This is a genomic window from Planococcus sp. TJ-201, from assembly GCF_058268495.1.
The window spans coordinates 262,706-280,482 of record NZ_JBZDOG010000002.1 but is presented as its reverse complement, the minus strand read 5'-3'; the positions used below and the strand labels follow the sequence as shown (position 1 = coordinate 280,482).

The 17,777-nt window shown below is 45.3% G+C and carries 15 protein-coding genes; 13 read left to right on the top strand and 2 right to left on the bottom strand.

Going from position 1 to position 17,777, the window contains the following annotated elements; translation table 11 throughout:
• Positions 1 to 11: 11 nt before the first annotated feature.
• The 4 genes from AC4EG4_RS07100 (at position 12) to rnz (ending at position 4,990) form a co-directional block, all read left to right on the top strand.
• On the top strand, positions 12 to 1,553 hold the full coding sequence (locus tag AC4EG4_RS07100; RefSeq protein ID WP_490978578.1) for an acyl-CoA carboxylase subunit beta: 1,542 nt from the start codon (positions 12 to 14) through the stop codon (positions 1,551 to 1,553).
• Positions 1,554 to 1,573: 20 nt separating this feature from the next.
• Positions 1,574 to 2,692, top strand: coding sequence for a M20/M25/M40 family metallo-hydrolase (locus AC4EG4_RS07095; RefSeq protein WP_490978577.1), 1,119 nt, complete (start codon positions 1,574 to 1,576; stop codon positions 2,690 to 2,692).
• A gap of 89 nt (positions 2,693 to 2,781) precedes the next feature.
• Positions 2,782 to 4,023 carry a DNA polymerase IV gene (locus tag AC4EG4_RS07090; protein ID WP_490987395.1) on the top strand — a complete coding sequence of 414 codons (1,242 nt, stop codon included), beginning with the start codon at positions 2,782 to 2,784 and terminating at the stop codon, positions 4,021 to 4,023.
• A gap of 7 nt (positions 4,024 to 4,030) precedes the next feature.
• Positions 4,031 to 4,990 (top strand): ribonuclease Z, encoded by a 960-nt coding sequence (gene rnz, locus AC4EG4_RS07085; protein ID WP_490987394.1) that lies wholly within the window; start codon positions 4,031 to 4,033, stop codon positions 4,988 to 4,990.
• Positions 4,991 to 5,378: 388 nt separating this feature from the next.
• Here rnz and namA read toward each other — a convergent pair whose 3' ends face one another.
• Positions 5,379 to 6,395, bottom strand: a complete 1,017-nt coding sequence (gene namA, locus AC4EG4_RS07080; protein ID WP_490987393.1) for an NADPH dehydrogenase NamA — start codon at positions 6,393 to 6,395, stop codon at positions 5,379 to 5,381.
• A 47-nt stretch (positions 6,396 to 6,442) separates the two neighbouring features.
• Positions 6,443 to 7,252, bottom strand: coding sequence for a pyrroline-5-carboxylate reductase (gene proC, locus AC4EG4_RS07075; protein WP_490978573.1), 810 nt, complete (start codon positions 7,250 to 7,252; stop codon positions 6,443 to 6,445).
• 368 nt (positions 7,253 to 7,620) lie between these two features.
• On the opposite strand from proC, the gene AC4EG4_RS07070 reads away from it, so the two are divergent.
• From AC4EG4_RS07070 to AC4EG4_RS07030, 9 genes are all read left to right on the top strand, one after another.
• Positions 7,621 to 8,568: an MBL fold metallo-hydrolase gene (locus tag AC4EG4_RS07070; protein WP_490987392.1), complete on the top strand. Its 948-nt coding sequence runs from the start codon at positions 7,621 to 7,623 to the stop codon at positions 8,566 to 8,568.
• Positions 8,569 to 8,667: 99 nt separating this feature from the next.
• A complete protein-coding gene (locus AC4EG4_RS07065; RefSeq protein WP_490987391.1) occupies positions 8,668 to 9,228 on the top strand; it encodes a DUF3221 domain-containing protein in 561 nt (186 codons plus the stop codon).
• Between the two features lie 132 nt (positions 9,229 to 9,360).
• On the top strand, positions 9,361 to 10,596 hold the full coding sequence (locus tag AC4EG4_RS07060) for an argininosuccinate synthase (RefSeq protein ID WP_490978954.1): 1,236 nt from the start codon (positions 9,361 to 9,363) through the stop codon (positions 10,594 to 10,596).
• Positions 10,593 to 11,966, top strand: a complete 1,374-nt coding sequence (gene argH, locus AC4EG4_RS07055) for an argininosuccinate lyase (RefSeq protein WP_490978570.1) — start codon at positions 10,593 to 10,595, stop codon at positions 11,964 to 11,966. The genes AC4EG4_RS07060 and argH overlap by 4 nt, the downstream gene beginning before the upstream one ends.
• 380 nt (positions 11,967 to 12,346) lie before the next feature.
• Positions 12,347 to 14,101, top strand: a complete 1,755-nt coding sequence (locus tag AC4EG4_RS07050; RefSeq protein ID WP_490987390.1) for an ABC transporter ATP-binding protein — start codon at positions 12,347 to 12,349, stop codon at positions 14,099 to 14,101.
• Positions 14,101 to 15,885, top strand: a complete 1,785-nt coding sequence (locus AC4EG4_RS07045) for an ABC transporter ATP-binding protein (RefSeq protein WP_490987389.1) — start codon at positions 14,101 to 14,103, stop codon at positions 15,883 to 15,885. The genes AC4EG4_RS07050 and AC4EG4_RS07045 overlap by 1 nt, the downstream gene beginning before the upstream one ends.
• A 334-nt stretch (positions 15,886 to 16,219) precedes the next feature.
• Positions 16,220 to 16,930: a cytochrome c biogenesis CcdA family protein gene (locus tag AC4EG4_RS07040; protein WP_490978567.1), complete on the top strand. Its 711-nt coding sequence runs from the start codon at positions 16,220 to 16,222 to the stop codon at positions 16,928 to 16,930.
• Positions 16,931 to 16,953: 23 nt separating this feature from the next.
• Positions 16,954 to 17,277: a thioredoxin family protein gene (locus AC4EG4_RS07035; RefSeq protein ID WP_490987388.1), complete on the top strand. Its 324-nt coding sequence runs from the start codon at positions 16,954 to 16,956 to the stop codon at positions 17,275 to 17,277.
• On the top strand, positions 17,270 to 17,770 hold the full coding sequence (locus AC4EG4_RS07030) for a CcdC family protein (protein ID WP_490987387.1): 501 nt from the start codon (positions 17,270 to 17,272) through the stop codon (positions 17,768 to 17,770). Before AC4EG4_RS07035 ends, AC4EG4_RS07030 begins: the two co-directional genes overlap by 8 nt.
• Positions 17,771 to 17,777 lie beyond the last annotated feature (7 nt).

Here is a 17,777-nt window from a genome sequence, read left to right as displayed (position 1 = left end):
GGAGTGGGAAAATGGATATTTACGAAAGAATCAATGAGCTGTATGACCGGAAGCGTGAGATTGAACTGGGCGGCGGCGAAGAACGCATTGCTAAGCAGCACGACAAAGGCAAACTGACAGCACGTGAACGCATTGATTTATTGCTCGATGAAGGCTCTTTTGTTGAATTGAGTCCTTTCGTCGAACATCGCACGACAGATTTTGGCATGGCAAAAGGTCCTGGGGAAGGAGTCGTAACCGGATATGGCAAAGTAAACGGCAGACCCATTTACTTGTTTTCGCAGGATTTTACCGTTTTTGGCGGAGCTCTCGGTGAAATGCATGCTAAAAAAATTGCCAACGTTATGGACTTGGCGGCGCGAAACGGTGCACCGTTCATCGGTCTGAATGATTCGGGCGGCGCCCGCATCCAAGAAGGCGTTCTGTCACTCGATGGCTATGGCCAAATTTTCTACCGCAATTCCATTTATTCAGGCGTCATTCCACAAATTTCAGTCATTATGGGGCCTTCTGCAGGCGGAGCAGTTTATTCGCCGGCTATAACAGACTTTGTCTTTATGGTCGACAAGACTAGCCAAATGTTTATTACCGGACCAAAAGTGATCGAAACTGTTACAGGTGAAAAAATTTCCTCTGAGGATCTTGGAGGATCGAGAGTACATACAGCCATTAGCGGCAATGCCCATTTCCGCGGCGAGTCAGAGCAAAAAGTACTGGAAATGGTCCGTCAATTAATTAGCTATTTGCCGCAAAACAATACCGAAATGCCGCCGCGTCTTGAAAGCGGCGAAGAAGACGATTACCGTCCGGATTTGGCTGACGTTGTGCCTTATGAAGCAATCCGTCCATATGACGTGCGAAAAGTGGTCGAGCAAGTGGTCGACAGGGCCAGCTTTATGGAAGTGCAGCCGGAGTTTGCCCGCAATATTGTGATTGGACTTGCCCGCATTAAAGGCGAAACAGTGGGTCTTGTCTGCAACCAGCCAAAAGTTATGGCAGGCGGCCTTGATATTGACTCTTCCGATAAAGCAGCGCGTTTTATCCGGTTCTGCGATTCGTTCAATATTCCATTGATCACGTTTGAAGACGTTACCGGCTTTTTCCCTGGGATCAAGCAGGAACACGGCGGCATCATTCGCCACGGTGCGAAAATATTGTATGCCTATTCGGAAGCGACTGTTCCAAAAATGACGGTTATCCTCAGAAAAGCATACGGAGGAGCCTACGTGGCGCTTAATTCCAAATCAATCGGTGCCGACTTGGTGTATTCGTGGCCAAATGCAGAAATTGCGGTAATGGGGCCTAATGGCGCTGCCAATATTATTTTTGCCCGTGAAATCGCAGCAAGCGATAATCCAGAAGAAACCCGTGCAGCGAAAATTGAAGAATACCGCGTGAAATTCGCCAATCCTTATGTTGCAGCTGCACAGGGCATGGTCGATGACGTTATCGATCCGCGCGAAACGCGCATTAAACTGATTCAGGCATTGGACATGATGCGCAATAAAAAAGATACACGGCCAGCCAAAAAACACGGCAATATGCCGCTGTAAGAACAGAAGAGGTGCTTTGAATGAATAATGAAAGACTGATAAACGAATTTCTCGAATTGCTCCAAATTGATTCTGAAACCAAGCACGAAGGCGAAATCGCCGCAATTCTCCAAACTAAACTGGAGGCAATGGGCTTTCATGTCGCAATCGATGAATCCGCGGCAGTTACCGGCCACGGTGCAGGCAATATTATCGCTACGCTTCGCGGCACGCTGAGCGAAGTTCCGGCTATTTATTTTACGGTCCACATGGATACAGTTACGCCAGGCGTCGGCGTCAAGCCTGAAATTCGCGACGGCTATGTCTACTCGGATGGCACGACGATTTTGGGAGCAGATGACAAAGCGGGAATTGCGGCATTGTTTGAAATGATTCGTGTGCTTCAGGAGCAGCAAGTGGAACACGGTGATATTCAATTGGTCATTACAGCCGGAGAAGAAAGTGGTTTGGTTGGCGCGAAGGAGCTGGACTCGTCTCTATTGATTGCCAAATACGGCTATGCGGTCGACAGCGACGGCAAAGTCGGCGGCATTGTCACAGCAGCCCCGAATCAGGCGAAATTGTGGACGACCATTCATGGAAAAACGGCTCATGCAGGTGTAGCGCCGGAAAAAGGCGTTTCCGCCATTACCATAGCGGCGAAAGCCATCGCAAAAATGACGCTTGGACGCATTGACGAAGAAACAACGGCCAATATCGGCCGTTTTGAAGGCGGTCGAGCGACGAATATTGTCTGTGATGAAGTCAATATTTTGTCAGAAGCGCGTTCAATCAGTGAAGATAAACTGGCAGATCAAACCACGCATATGGAGTCAGTGTTTGAACAGATGGCAGAAAAAATGGGTGGCCGTGCCGAGACGGAAGTTAAGCTGATGTACCCGGGATTCCATTTTGATGATATGGATCCAGTGGTGGAAATTGCACAAAAAGCAGCGGCTAAAATTGGTCGGCCGTCACCCATTTTGACAAGCGGGGGCGGCAGCGATGCCAATATTTTCAACGGCTTTGGCATTCCAACTGTCAACCTCTGTGTCGGGTATGAAGAAATTCATACGAAAAACGAACGCATGCCGATTGAAGAACTCGAAAAGCTGACTGAATTGCTGGTTGAAATCGTCAAAGAATCCACACAAAATTAAATAATGAACGTTGCGGGAGAGAGGGAACAGGATGTATGTTCCCTCTTTTTTTGATACACTGAAAGAAAACGGAAAGAAGAGCGATTTTCATGGCCAGCCGAATCATCTTCCATATTGATATGAACAGTTTTTATGCATCTGTCGAGCAATCGCATAATCCAGAGCTCAAAGGCAAAGCCATCGCCATCGCGGGAAATCCCAAAGAGCGTAGGGGCATTATTGTCACTTGCTCTTATGAAGCCCGTGCACATGGCATTTACACCACCATGCAAGTGCATGAAGCCAAGCGGAAATACCCAGATCTTCTGCTCCTGCCGCCAAACTTTGAACGCTACCGGGCAGCCTCAAAAGCAATGTTTGATATTTTGCGTTCCTACACGGAAATGGTCGAACCGGTATCGATTGATGAAGGCTATGTCGATGTCACGGAATTGGCTGAACAGCGGCATGCATTGGAAATTGCGGACGAAATTCAGCAGCGCCTGCTTGCTGAATTGGATCTTCCCTGTTCGATCGGCATTGCGCCCAATAAGTTTTTGGCCAAAACCGCTTCTGATATGAAAAAGCCGCTCGGCATCACCGTTTTGCGAAAACGTGATATTAAAGCCATGCTGTGGCCAAAACCGGTCATCGAAATGCACGGAATTGGCGACAGTACGGCAGCCCGGCTGAAAAGCTTAAAGATTGAAACCATTGGGGAGCTGGCTACAGCGAATGAAGGACTGGTCAAAGAAAAAATGGGGAAAAACGGTATTCGTCTGCAAGCTCGGGCAAACGGTGTTGATAATCGGCCAGTGGATCCGGATTCAATCTACGACACCAAAAGTGTTGGTACATCAACAACATTGCCAGTTGATGAAACGGATGAACAAAAGCTCAAGGCTCTGTTTCGTCAGCTTAGTGAAAAAGTGGCCAATCGTTTGGAAGCAAAAGAACTAGCCGGTCCTACAGTCAGCATCCAGACGCGCAGCTCGGATTGGAAAAACAGGACCCGCAGCATCACGCTGAACAACACCGTCTGGAAAGCAGATGATATTCACCGGAACGCCTGGCAGTTGTTCACTAAGCATTGGAACGGAGAGCCTCTCCGGCTGATTGGTGTCACCGTGTCAAATGTCGCTGATAAAGGCGACATGACAGAACAATTGTCGATCTTTAATTTCCAGGAGCATGTTCGTGAAGAGCCAATCCTCAATTTGATGTCACAACTGGAGAACCGATTTGGCAAAAGCGTTTTGACAAGGGGTACAAAAATCAAAAAAACAAATTATGATTCAAAAACAAGTTTCAGCAAAGATTTCTTGGATGATCATGATCACGAAAGAAAGTAGGGAAAGCATGCAATTATTATTTTTAGGCACCGGTGCCGGAATGCCTTCAAAACAACGCAATACTTCTGCACTGGTGCTGAAGTTGCTTGAAGAACGGGGAACCGTTTGGTTGTTCGATTGCGGGGAAGCGACACAGCATCAAATTCTTCACACGACTGTAAAGCCCCGAAAAATTGAAAAGATTTTTATCACTCACCTGCATGGCGATCATATATTTGGCCTGCCTGGGTTGCTTGGCTCTCGCTCTTTTCAGGGAGGCGATGAGGCATTGGATATCTATGGTCCGGCGGGAATTAAAGAATACATTGAAATGACATTGTCCTTAAGCCGTACCCACCTGACTTATCCGATAGTGTTTCATGAGCTCTCGGAAGGCCTGCTGTTTGAAGACGAATTGATGACGGTGGAAACCCGTTTGCTGAATCATGTCATTCCATCTTACGGCTATCGCATTACCCAAAAGCCATTGCCGCCGAAACTTCTAGTCAATAAGGCGCTGGCACTTGGCGTCCCGAAAGGCCCGCTGCTGGCGAAGTTGAAAAACGGAGAAGATGTGGAAGTCGCTGCTGGGCAGTGGGTTCGAAGCCAGGATGTGACAGAACCTGAAGAACCCGGATTTATCGTCACAATTTTAGGGGACACCCGTTTTTGCGAAGCAGCTGTAGAGCTGGGCCGCGGGGCAGATGTTTTGGTCCACGAAGCAACGTTTGATGGAACTTCTAAAAAAATGGCTGGGGAATACGGCCATTCAACTGTTTACGATGCCGCCGAAACAGCTCGTTTGGCTGGTGCTGATACGTTAATCATGAACCACATCAGCGCTCGTTTTTTGCCGGAAGATGACAAGCTGCTGCTGAAGCAAATGAAGGAAATTCATCCGCGTGGTTGGATTGCACACGATTTTGCCGAATTCGACTGGGTACAGCACGATAAAAAAATCAGGAAAAAACAGGTAAGCCGTCCCTAAAAGATGGCTTTTTTTAGTAAATGCAAAAATTATTTATGGAAATAATAGAACACACGTTCCTTTTGTGATAAAATAAAGTTACAGCTGTATGAGGGCGGTTTGGCCATTCCCCAGGAAAGGGGGTGGTAACATGACCATCACAGAATCTTTCGGTCTCGTTTTTACGAGCATCGGGTTAACGATCAGCGCTTTGACACTCGTCGTTTCCATGATTTTGGTCATAAACAAAAAAAAATAACCGTCCCATGTGGCGTGGAATGACGGTTATTTTTTAAGCCTGTATTCCAGCCAACCGCTCTCGTGGCGGCATACAGCTGGCCGAATGCTCACGCATTCGGTTTTTTACGTTATCTTTAGTATACTAAATCTGAATTATTTTGCAACCGCCTTATACCCAACCGCGCTCATAGGGCACAGGGGCCGTAATGTCGGCCTTTAGCTCTTTGGCAGCAGTGTATGCCCAATAAGGATCGCGAAGCAGTTCACGGGCAAGGAAGACCATATCTGCACGATTGTTTTGAAGAATTTCTTCTGCCTGCAATGCGCTGGTGATCAAACCAACTGCCCCAGTTGCTATGGGAGTGTGCGTTTTGATGGTTTCCGCAAAAGGCACCTGATAGCCAGGATAAACAGAAATTCTTGCAGGTACAACCGCACCAGAACTGACATCAATCAAATCGACGCCTTGCTGCTTCATCCATTGGCACATTTCTACGTAATCTTCAGGCGTCATGCCGCCTTCACTGTAATCGTGTGCGGAAATTCGGACAAACAGCGGGCCATTCCATACTTCATTGACGGCATCAATGACTTGCCCTAAAAGCCGGTAGCGGTTCTGTGCATTGCCGCCGTACTCGTCAGTGCGTTTGTTGGTTAACGGAGAGAGAAATTGATTAATTAAATAGCCGTGAGCTGCATGTAGTTCAATTACATCAAAACCGGCTTTCTTTGAACGGGTAGCCCCGTGTTTAAAAGCTTGGATTGTTTCTTCAATGTCCGCTGCAGACATTTCCTTAGGTGTTTTGTAACTTTCATCAAAGGCAATGGCACTTGCCGAATAGATCTCGCCATCGATTGTTGCCTTTCGTCCAGCATGGGCCAATTGAATCCCTGTTTTGGCTCCATTTTGTTTCATTAAACGGACGATCTCTGCCTGGCCATCAATATGGCTGTCTTCCCAAATGCCGAGATCTCTGGCTGAAATACGGCCCTCTGGCTGGACGGCAGTTGCTTCAGTTATAATTAGGCCGACGCCTCCAACCGCTCGAGTCGGATAATGGATACGGTGCCAGTCCATAACTTGGCCGTCTTCCTGATCACTTTGATACATGCACATCGGTGCCATGACGATGCGGTTTTTAAAACTGGTTTGTTTGATCTCGTAAGGTTCAAATAACTTCGCCATTCAACATCCTCCTTATAGGTATACACTTACAAAGTATACAGAAGAATTTATTTAAATTCTTTTCCAAGCTCTTTTGATCGTTCAGAAGCTCGTGTTACGCATTCGCCAATCGTTTCTTTAAAATGATTGTCTGCTAATGATTTCAGGCCTGCTGCAGTCGTTCCGTTCGGGCTCGTAACTTTCTGGCGCAGTTCAGCAAAATCTTCCTGCTGCAACATTTCAGCTGCTCCAGCAAAGGTTTGGCGGACAAGCTTTTTGGCATCTGCATTGGACAGGCCATTCGCTACGGCTGCTTCGGTCATTGCTTCCGCAAAATAATAAATATATGCCGGACCGCTGCCGGCAACGCCCGTAACAGCATGCAATTGTTCTTCCTCTACGACTGTTACGCTGCCGATTGAAGACAGCAAATCACGCAAATCGTGCTGCTGTTCTTTTGTTACGTGCTTGCTCCAAGCCACGCCTGTTGCGGACTTGCCAATTTTAGCCGATGTGTTTGGCATGGCCCGCGCTACTGGGAAGTTTCCTACATGCTTTTGAATTGTTTCGATAGAAACACCAGCTGCAACAGATAAGATGACGGTATTGCCAGTCAGCTTGTCTTTAATACCGCTTAGTGCAGCCTCCACATCTTTCGGCTTCATTGCCAGCAAGATAAAATGAGCATCTTTCAGCTCTGTTTTTTCTGCGCAAACAATATGAACACCATATTCGTCGCTTAAAAATTCCAAGCGGTCCTGATCAGACCGGTTCATGACCGATATTTCCTCCGGTTTCATAATTCGTTTATTGATCCAGCCATGAATCATGGACTCTGCCATCGATCCCGCACCTACACATACGATTTTCATGTTCATCACTCTCTTTCTTCAAATTAAAAAGCGCAATCATCCCTGTTTTTACAAGGACGAAAACGCTTTGCTTCCGCGGTACCACCTAAGTTTGCCATTAAGACACCACTCGATATCCATAACGCGGACAAACGGCCGTGTTTTCACGGCAGCTAAAAAAGAAGGTTCCACAAAGGAGAGGGGGTGCGCATTTCAGCAATAGCGACACTCTCTAAACACCGTCACTCCGTGTACTGGCCTTTTATCTTCGCTCACATATGTTATTGAATTATAGAGGATATCTCTATCTCTTGTCAAATGCCATTAAGGAGTGACGACATCCTGTTTTACCTGTATGATTGATGAATAGTGATTCAGTTAGAGGAGATGGTAGCTTGACTTTACATAAGATTATTATTCCAACGCCTTTTGCGGTTGGAGACGTCAATTCTTATTTATTAAAAGGGGATGTGCTGACGTTAATTGATGCTGGGCCTAAAACTCCGGAAGCTTGGTTGGCTATACAGGCAGGGCTTAAGGATGCTGGCGTGGAACCGGGAGATATTGAGCAAGTTGTGCTGACCCATCATCACCCGGATCACGCGGGGTGGGTAGATGGTTTTGAACATGCGAAATTGTATGGTCATCCATATAACGATCCATGGCTGCGCCGCGATCAAGCTTTTTTTGAAAATCATGATGCTTTTTATATGGAAAGGCTAAAAGAAGAAGGGGTGCCGGGGGATCTGGAATTTTGGGTCAAAAAAATGAAACGTCCCTTAAACTTGATGGGCAGCCGTCCGTTGGATATGGCCATTAATGAAGGCGACACTTTACCGGGCTATCCGGAATGGCAGGTTCTTGAAACACTTGGACATGCGCAGAGCCATCTGTCTTTTTGGAACAAAGAAACCGGGGAAATGATTGGCGGCGATCATGTGATTGCCAAAGTATCGTCCAACCCATTGATTGAACCCCCGCTTGATCCAGCACAAGGGCGTCCAAAGTCTCTTCTCCAATACAACGCGTCTCTCAGTCGGCTGCTGACCATGCCCATTGATGTCATTTACAGCGGACATGGGGAGGAAGTGCGCAATGTCCATGAACTGATTACTTCCCGTTTGGCCAAACAGCATCAACGTGCAATGAAAGCATATGGAATAATTGGTGAGGGGCAGTATACCGTATATGAACTGACAAAAGAGTTGTTTTCCCATGCCTACGAAAAAGAATTGGGATTGACTTTGTCTGAAACGATTGGCCAGATTGATTACTTGCTGGAAGAAGGTTTAATTACAGAGCGTTTAGGAACTGACGGCGTCTTCTACTATAATAAGGTGTAAACTTTAGGCTGATAATTGCAACTGCTTTGTACAACAGGTAAAATTATCTCGTCAGTGTTTTAACACACCACGAATATACAGGAAAAGGATTGGGTAACTTTGAAAAAATGGAGTTTATTTTTAGCCAGCGTGTTATTGCTTGCCGCATGTTCAAACGAAGAAGCCGAACCGACTGAACCAGAAGAGGCGGAAGAACCAGAATTGGCAGTAGAACAGCAAGGGATGACTGAAGAAGGATTTATTACACAAGTCAGCGGAGAAGATATTTTGGTCAACAGCATTTATTTCAGCATTCCGGAAGATGTCAATGTTCAGTTCAACGACGGTGCAGAAACAACGGATGGGGAAATTCGTGACATCCGAACAGGGATGAAAGTCAGCATGGATTACCAGGGGCCGCTTGCTGAATCTTTCCCTATGCAAGGAGAAGCAGAAACCATTACGATTTTGACAGATGAAGAATCTGTCAAACAGTCGGATGCACTTGAAGCGTTTATCAATCAAGAGCAATTGTCAAGACTGATCATGATGGGGCAGCCTATCGTTCGCGACAATGAAATTGGATTTTTGTTCAGCAATATGGAAACGGGCGACGTGTCTGAAGTTCGGATCGATCTGGATACGCATGAATATACAATTGGTGGAGAACCAAGTGAATAAAAAATGAGAAAGCGGCTCTGGCCGCTTTTTTTCATGAAAATTTCTGATTGTATCTCTTGCACTTGATAAAAATCCATGATATAGTTTGTATATTCATTTCAAACATTGCATAAAAATACATTGGAGGTTTTCATATTGAATAAAAAGATTGTACTCGCATACTCAGGTGGATTAGATACATCGGTGGCCATTCCGTGGCTGAAAGGACAAGGCTACGACGTCGTCGCTGTTTGCCTGGATATCGGGGAAGGCAAAGATTTAGATTTTATTAAACAAAAAGCGCTGCAAGTTGGAGCGGTTGAAAGTTACATGATTGATGCAAGAGACGAATTTGCAGAAGAATACGCGTTGATTTCATTGCAAGCCCATACGCTTTACGAGGGCAAATATCCATTGGTATCTGCTTTATCTCGTCCATTAATTTCAAAAAAATTGGTTGAAATTGCAGAAGCAACGGGTTCTACTGCTGTGGCACACGGCTGCACAGGAAAAGGCAACGATCAGGTCCGTTTTGAAGTTTCCATTAAATCATTAAACCCGAATCTTGAAGTGGTCGCGCCGGTGCGTGCTTGGGCTTGGTCACGTGACGAAGAAATTGCATATGCCAAAGAGCATAACATTCCGATTCCCGTCAATTTGGACAGCCCGTTCTCCATCGACCAAAACTTATGGGGCCGTGCCAACGAGTGTGGCGTATTAGAAGATCCTTGGGCAACGCCGCCTGAAGAAGCGTATGACATCACTTCTTCGTTGGAAAACACACCGAACACACCGGATATTGTTGAAATTGAATTCGTCAACGGTGTTCCGACGCAATTAAATGGTGTATCGTACTCATTCTCTAAACTTATTCTTGAACTCAACGAAATCGCCGGCAAACATGGTGTGGGAAGAATTGACCATATTGAAAACAGACTGGTCGGCATCAAATCCCGTGAAATTTACGAAGCTCCTGCCGCAATGACTTTGATTGCAGCGCACAAAGAGCTGGAAGACATCACGTTAGTAAAAGAAATGGCTCATTTCAAACCGGTTATTGAAAAGAAAATGACCGAATTAATTTATGAAGGTCTTTGGTTTTCTCCATTGCGCATCGCATTGGAAGCATTCCTGAAAGAAACACAAACCTTTGTCAACGGAACAGTTCGTGTCAAACTGTTTAAAGGACATGCGATTATTGAAGGGCGTAAGTCACCAAACTCACTTTACAGTGAGCAATTGGCAACTTATTCTACAGACGATACATTCAATCACGAATCTGCGGTTGGCTTTATCGAACTTTGGGGCCTTCCGACAGTTGTTAATGCCATGGTCAACAAAAAAGAAGTGGCAGTTCCTGAAGATTTGAAAGAGAAGGTGAAATCATGACCAAACTGTGGGGCGGCCGTTTTCAAAAATCGGCCGAGCAGTGGGTCGATGAGTTCGGTGCTTCAATTTCCTACGATCAAAAATTAGTAATGGAGGATCTGGAAGGCAGCACAGCGCATGTAAAAATGCTGGCCGCCTGCCAGATTCTTTCTGAAGAAGATGGCGCATTGATCTTGTCCGGTCTTGAAACGCTGAAACAAAAAGCGCAGAACGGCGATTTGGAATACAGTGTATCGAACGAAGACATCCACTTAAACTTGGAAAAACATTTAATCGATGAAATTGGTCCGGTTGGCGGCAAACTGCACACAGCCAGAAGCCGAAATGACCAAGTGGCTACAGACATGCATTTGTATTTGAAAAACCGCGTCCAAGAAATTATTGAAGCCATTACGGCTTTCCAGGATGCCATCGTGACTCAAGCAGAAGCCCATGTGGAAACGATTGTTCCAGGCTATACGCATCTTCAGCGTGCGCAGCCAATTTCATTCGGGCATCATTTGATGACTTATTTTTGGATGCTTCAACGCGACAAGGAACGGTTGACAGAATCGCTGAAACGCATTGATATTTCTCCGCTTGGCGCGGGGGCAATGTCAGGAACAACTTTCCCAATCGACCGTGAAATGTCCGCTGAGTTATTAGGCTTTTCAAGCGTTTACCAAAACAGTTTGGATGCTGTCAGTGATCGTGACTTTATTCTTGAATTTCTCAGCAATTCCTCCATGCTGATGATGCATCTGTCGCGTTTTGCTGAGGAAATCATCCTTTGGTCGAGCGAAGAGTTCCGTTTTATCGAACTCGATGATACCTTCTCGACAGGATCAAGCATCATGCCACAAAAGAAAAATCCGGATATGGCGGAATTAATCCGCGGCAAAACCGGACGCGTATACGGCAACTTGTTTGGTTTGCTGACGACGCTAAAAGGCCTGCCGCTTGCTTACAACAAAGACATGCAAGAAGACAAGGAAGGCATGTTTGACACTGTCCACACGTTAATGGGCTCATTGCCGATTTTCGAAGGCATGATCCGTACCATGACGGTTCGTACCGATTCCATGGAAAAAGCGGTGCATTCCGATTTCTCCAATGCGACGGAGTTGGCTGATTATTTAGCTGCTAAAGGCATGCCGTTCCGTGAAGCGCATGATGTGACCGGCAAACTGGTGTTTACGTGCATTCAGCGCGGCTATTTCTTAAAAGACTTGCCGCTCACTGATCTCCAGCAAGCGAGTCCACTGATCGATGAAGACATTTACACTACCTTAATGCCGAGAACGGCAGTAGAGCGAAGAAACTCACTGGGCGGCACAGGTTTTGAACAAGTACATCATCAATTGGGACTTGCCAAGCAACTCATCGGGTAAAAAGTCCATATGATAAAGCCGTAGGCGGTTGGTACCCGCGTTCGGTCGATAAAAGCCAATTTTCCTCTTCCCCTATGGAAAATTGGCTTTTATTTTTTTGTCTTTTTCCAGAATAGGACCGCTATTTTTTTCGGAAAAGCACCTGGTCTGTCCGCAAGACTGATTTATTTTGCAAATCGAAATATTCTCTTTCCAATAGTTGACAAGTTTTGCTAAAATAAAGAGAATCTTTCTTCGGTAAGGATTGTGCCTATCCAGTCTTCTGATTGCAAACGGTGCTCCAAGCGCTTGGAGCTGCGAATCGCTTGGATTGATGGCGATTTTTCACCTTGCACGAAAAGCAAAGCATACAAACATCAAACGGCAAGGAGTCAAAGAATATGCGTGTATTTTGGGAGTTGGGTTGGTTTTTTAAAGAACGCAAAAAGCAATACTTGCTTGGAATTTTCATGTTGCTGATTGTCGCATTTTTGGGTGTTTTGCCCCCGCGAATTATTGGATTTGTGGTCGATCGCATCAGCCAGGGAACTTTGACACCGGAATACTTGCTTCAGTGGCTGGGAATTTTGGCGGCGGCAGCAATTGTGATGTATGTGTTGAGGTATGCATGGCGGCTGATGATTTTCGGCTCATCTATTTTGCTGGCACGAAATTTGCGTGAGCGGCTGTTTCAGCATTTTACGCAAATGTCCCACGCCTTTTATCAAAAACGGCGCGTAGGCGATTTGATGGCACACGCCACGAATGATTTGCAGGCAGTCCAGCAAACAGCTGGTGCCGGGGTATTGACACTGGTCGATTCGATTGCGACAGGCGGCTTCGTCATTGCTGCAATGGCTATCACGATTGATTGGAAGTTGACCTTGATTGTCCTGCTGCCCATGCCGTTGATGGCTTATATGACAAATTACTATGGCAAACTAATGCACAAGCGCTTCCACGGAGCGCAACAGGCATTTTCTGGGTTGAACGACAAGACACAGGAAAGCATTTCAGGGATGAAAGTCATTAAAACCTTTGGACAGGAGCAACAAGATATTGAAGATTTCACCAAGATGTCGGAACGGGTTGTCGCTGAAAACATTCGGGTAGCGCGGGTTGATTCCCTATTTGACCCGACGATTTCGGCGATTATCGGTATTTGCTATTTCCTGACCATCAGCTTCGGCTCTTATTTTGTTGTCAACGGAGATATGACCATCGGCGATTTGGTTGCTTTTACGGCCTATCTTGGCTTGTTGGTATGGCCTATGCTGGCATTCGGCTGGCTGTTCAATATTGTGGAGCGTGGACGCGCGTCTTATGACCGTATCCGTTTGCTGCTGGCAGAACCGATTGACATCGACGACCGGAAAGATGCCATCGATGAGGATCCAGCGGGTGATTTGATTGTTTTGCTGAAACGCTTTCAATTTACTGGAGACCAGCGGGCAGCGCTCAAAGATGTTTACTTTACGGTGAAGCGCGGCGAAACGCTCGGGATAGTGGGCAAGACAGGTTCCGGGAAATCCGCGATTCTCCGTTTGCTGCTGCGTGAATTTGATAACTACGAGGGATCCATTTTTTTTGGAAGCTATTCGATAGACCGGTACAAAAAGCAGCGGTTGCGTCAGGCAATTGGCTATGTGCCTCAAGACCATTTCTTGTTTTCCACAAGCATTGCTGGCAATATCGCATTTGCACGTCCAGATGCCGGCTTGGAAGAAGTTCAGCAAGCAGCTGCACTTGCCTATATTCATGAGGACATTGTCAATTTCACAGATGGTTATGCCACCATGGTCGGCGAACGCGGCGTGTCATTGTCAGGGGGACAAAAGCAGCGCATTTCCATTGCCCGGGCATTAATGACCAAGCCCGAATTGCTGATTTTGGATGACTCGTTGTCTGCTGTAGATGCTAAAACAGAAGAAGCGATTCTGAGAGCTTTGAAAAAAACGCGTACCGGAAAAACGACCATCATTACCTCTCATCGGTTGAGCGCTATCCAACATGCCCACCAAATTTTGGTGATGGACAATGGCACGGTGGCTGAAATCGGTTCACACGAAGAATTGATGAAGAAAAAAGGACGCTATTATGAAATGTATGAACTTCAGCAATTGGAAGCGCTCGTCGAACAGGGAGGTGAGGTGTAATGCTGGCAAAAAAAACTGAAAAACAGCAGGAATTGACTGGGCATGATCAATGGATTGTCTTTAAACGATTATTGAAATACTTAATGCCGCATAAAAAGATGCTGGTGTTGGCTATGGCATTGTTGATTTTGACAGTGCTGGGCGATGTGCTTGGTCCGTTGCTTATAAAAATATTCATAGATGACTATTTAACGCCTGGCAGTTTTCCTACAGGTCCGGTGGTCGGTTTAGCATTTGCCTATTTGTTTATCCAAACTTCCAATGTTGTCATCAGTTATTTTCAATTGCTGAAGTTTCAAGAAGCTGCTTTAAAGATTATCCAGCAGCTAAGAATTGATGTTTTCACAAAAGTTCAAGGGCTCGGCATGCGCTATTTTGACCAAACACCAGCAGGCGGCATTGTGTCACGTGTCACCAATGACACAGAAGCCATCAAAGAAATGTTTGTTACCGTACTGATTGGTTTTATTCAAAGTGCATTTCTGGTTGTTGGAGTTTACATCGCCATGTTTTTCTTGAATTTCCGCTTGGCGCTGATTACGTTGATCCTGTTGCCGATTCTTGGCTGGATCATTTATTTGTACCGTAAATACAGCTCGGTCTTTTACCAGGATTTGCGGGAGCGTCTGGGACAATTAAATGCCAAGCTTTCCGAATCTGTCCAAGGGATGGGCATGATCCAGGCATTCGGCCAAGAAACACGCCTGAAAGATGAATTTAACAAGATCAATGACAAGCATTGGCAAGCTGGAAAGCGCAACATCAAAATCGATGGCTTGCTGCTGCGGCCTGCAATCGATCTTGTCTACGCTTTGGCATTGATTATGTTGTTGAGTTATTTTGGCATTACTTCATTTTCGAATACGGTAGAAGTTGGCGTCATTTATGCATTTGTGACGTATATTGATCGATTTTTTGAACCGATCAATCAAGTGATGCAGCGTTTATCTATTTTTCAACAAGCCATTGTCGCTGCATCCCGGGTTTTTCAACTATTGGATGAACCTGAAAAAACGCCACAGCAGTCTAATTCATTGGCGAAGGTTGAAGAAGGAAAAATTGAATTTCGTGATGTCAGTTTTTCATATGATGGCCAAACGGACGTGCTAAAAAATATTTCGTTTACTGCTTGGCCTGGGCAGACGGTCGCATTGGTGGGGCATACGGGAAGCGGTAAAAGTTCCATTATCAATTTGCTGATGCGCTTTTATGAGTTCAACAAAGGAGAAATACTGATCGATGGTGTGTCGGTGAAAGAGTATGAAGCAGCTGAGCTCCGAAGCAAGATGGGGCTTGTACTGCAAGATCCATTCCTGTTTTATGGCACGATTGAAAGCAATATTCGTCTTTTTGATCAAACCATTCCGGAAAAAGTGGTTCGCGAAGCAGCAGAATTTGTGCAAGCTCACCGCTTTATCGAAGCATTGCCGGAAGGCTACAACCAAAAAGTAACTGAGCGTGGATCGACGTTTTCAAGCGGTCAGCGTCAGTTGGTGGCTTTTGCAAGAACCATGGCAACCGATCCAAAGATTCTGGTGTTGGATGAAGCGACGGCCAATATTGATACGGAAACGGAAATAGGCATCCAGTCGAGCCTTGAGCGCATGCGTCTCGGCCGAACGACCATTGCCATCGCGCACAGACTCAGCACCATTCAGGAAGCAGAATTGATTTTGGTACTCCACCACGGAGAAATTGTAGAGCGGGGCTCGCACCAACAATTGCTTCAGCAACAAGGTTTGTACCATAAAATGTACTTGCTGCAAAATGGCATCGTTCAATAAGGAAAAGAACAGCTTAGGCTGTTCTTTTTTATGTGAAAATAGAATCGGATAGATAAAATGCTTGTAAAAAATTTCAATGTAACAAACTACAAAAGGATATATTAAAAAAGTTCAAAACCAGAAACAAGAAGAAATACATCTAAAAAGATAAATAGCAAATAAGAAACACGAAATTCGCTTTTTGAATAGAGAGTGTTGAAGGAGTAGCAGAGACAAATTAATACTGGATGCTTTCATCCCAGTGCATTTGTCCACAAAGATTTCACAGACATAGGGGCGGTGTTTCATGTGAAAATTTGGTAAGATGGGGAGAGTACAGGAAGGAGAATTACCAGTGGCATCAGATATAAATCTATTTTTGGCTTTTGGAGCCGGTTTTTTGAGTTTTATTTCGCCATGTACGCTACCTTTGTATCCCGCATTTTTATCTTATATAACAGGTATGACCATGGATGAAATTAAAAATGATAAAAAAGTTATGCAACGACGTGGCATGTTCCATACACTGTTTTTCTTATTAGGTTTTTCAACCATTTTTATTGCACTCGGATTTAGTACATCTTTTTTCTACGAATGGTTTATTCGCTATGATGAACTGATCCGTCAAGTAGGTGCAATTTTTATTGTCTTGTTCGGTTTGATGATCGTTGGTGTTTTTACGCCGAAGTTCCTCATGCAGGACCGTAAATTTTCGTTTAAAAATCGTCCGTCCGGCTTTTTGGGTACATTTGTTATCGGTTTGGCTTTCGCAGCTGGCTGGACACCTTGTACTGGCCCGATAACTGCAGCAATTTATGCCCTTGCAGCGGCCAATCCAGGTTCGGGCATTTGGTATATGTTGGCGTACGTTCTCGGCTTTGCAATTCCATTTTTTGTCCTGTCATTTTTCGTGGCACGTATGGGTTGGCTGCGCAAGCACAATCAAAAAATTATGAAGGCTGGCGGCTATGTTATGATTGGAGTCGGCATCCTGTTGTTTTTTGATGGCATGACCTATATAATCCGTGTCCTGAGCCCATTCTTTGGTGATTTCCAAGGATTTTAAATTGACTTGAAGCAGGTGACAAAATGGAAACCATTTCTAAGATAGAAGAATACCAATCAAAAATTGGTCAAGAGCAGTCGTTTCTGCTTTTTGTAAAAACCGATAATTGCTCAGTCTGTGAAGGGTTGCGTCCTCAGGTCGAAGCTTTTGAAGCGGATTACAAGCTGCTATTTTACTTAGTAAATGCTGCAGAAATATCGGAGTTGGCAGGGCAGCTGATGCTTTTTACAGCACCTGTTGTCCTGTTGTTCCGGCAAGGCAAAGAAATTCACCGCTTTGCGCGGTTTGTGCCGATCGAAGAATTGCGCCGCAGATTGGATAGTTTGGAGGGGAGTTTACATGTTTGATCAAATTCCCGCTGAAGTTTATCTAGTCGTTTCAACTATCGGTGCGTTCGTGATGGGTTTGTTGGCCATGATTGTCCGATCAAAATCTGCTAAAAAGCCAGCTTCGGTCAAAAAGATTATTTTGCCGCCATTTTTTATGTCGACCGGCGCCTTAATGTTTATTTTTCCTTTTTTTCGAGTTGCCCCTTTGCAGATTTTCGAGGCGCTGGCCGTTGGTATCCTGTTTTCAACAGTATTAATCTGGACTTCCAAATTCGAAGTCCGCAATGGCGACATTTATTTAAAACAATCTAAAGCATTTGTCTTTATCTTATTCGGTCTGTTGCTGGTGCGTGTTCTCGCCAAAGTGGTCTTAAGTTCGAGCATTGACATCGGTGAGTTGGCAGGCATGTTTTGGATCTTAGCATTTGGCATGCTTTGGCCATGGCGTCTTTCCATGTTGTGGCAATACAAAAAAATTGCAGCAAAAGATAAAAGCGCGATTCCCACATAAGGGAATC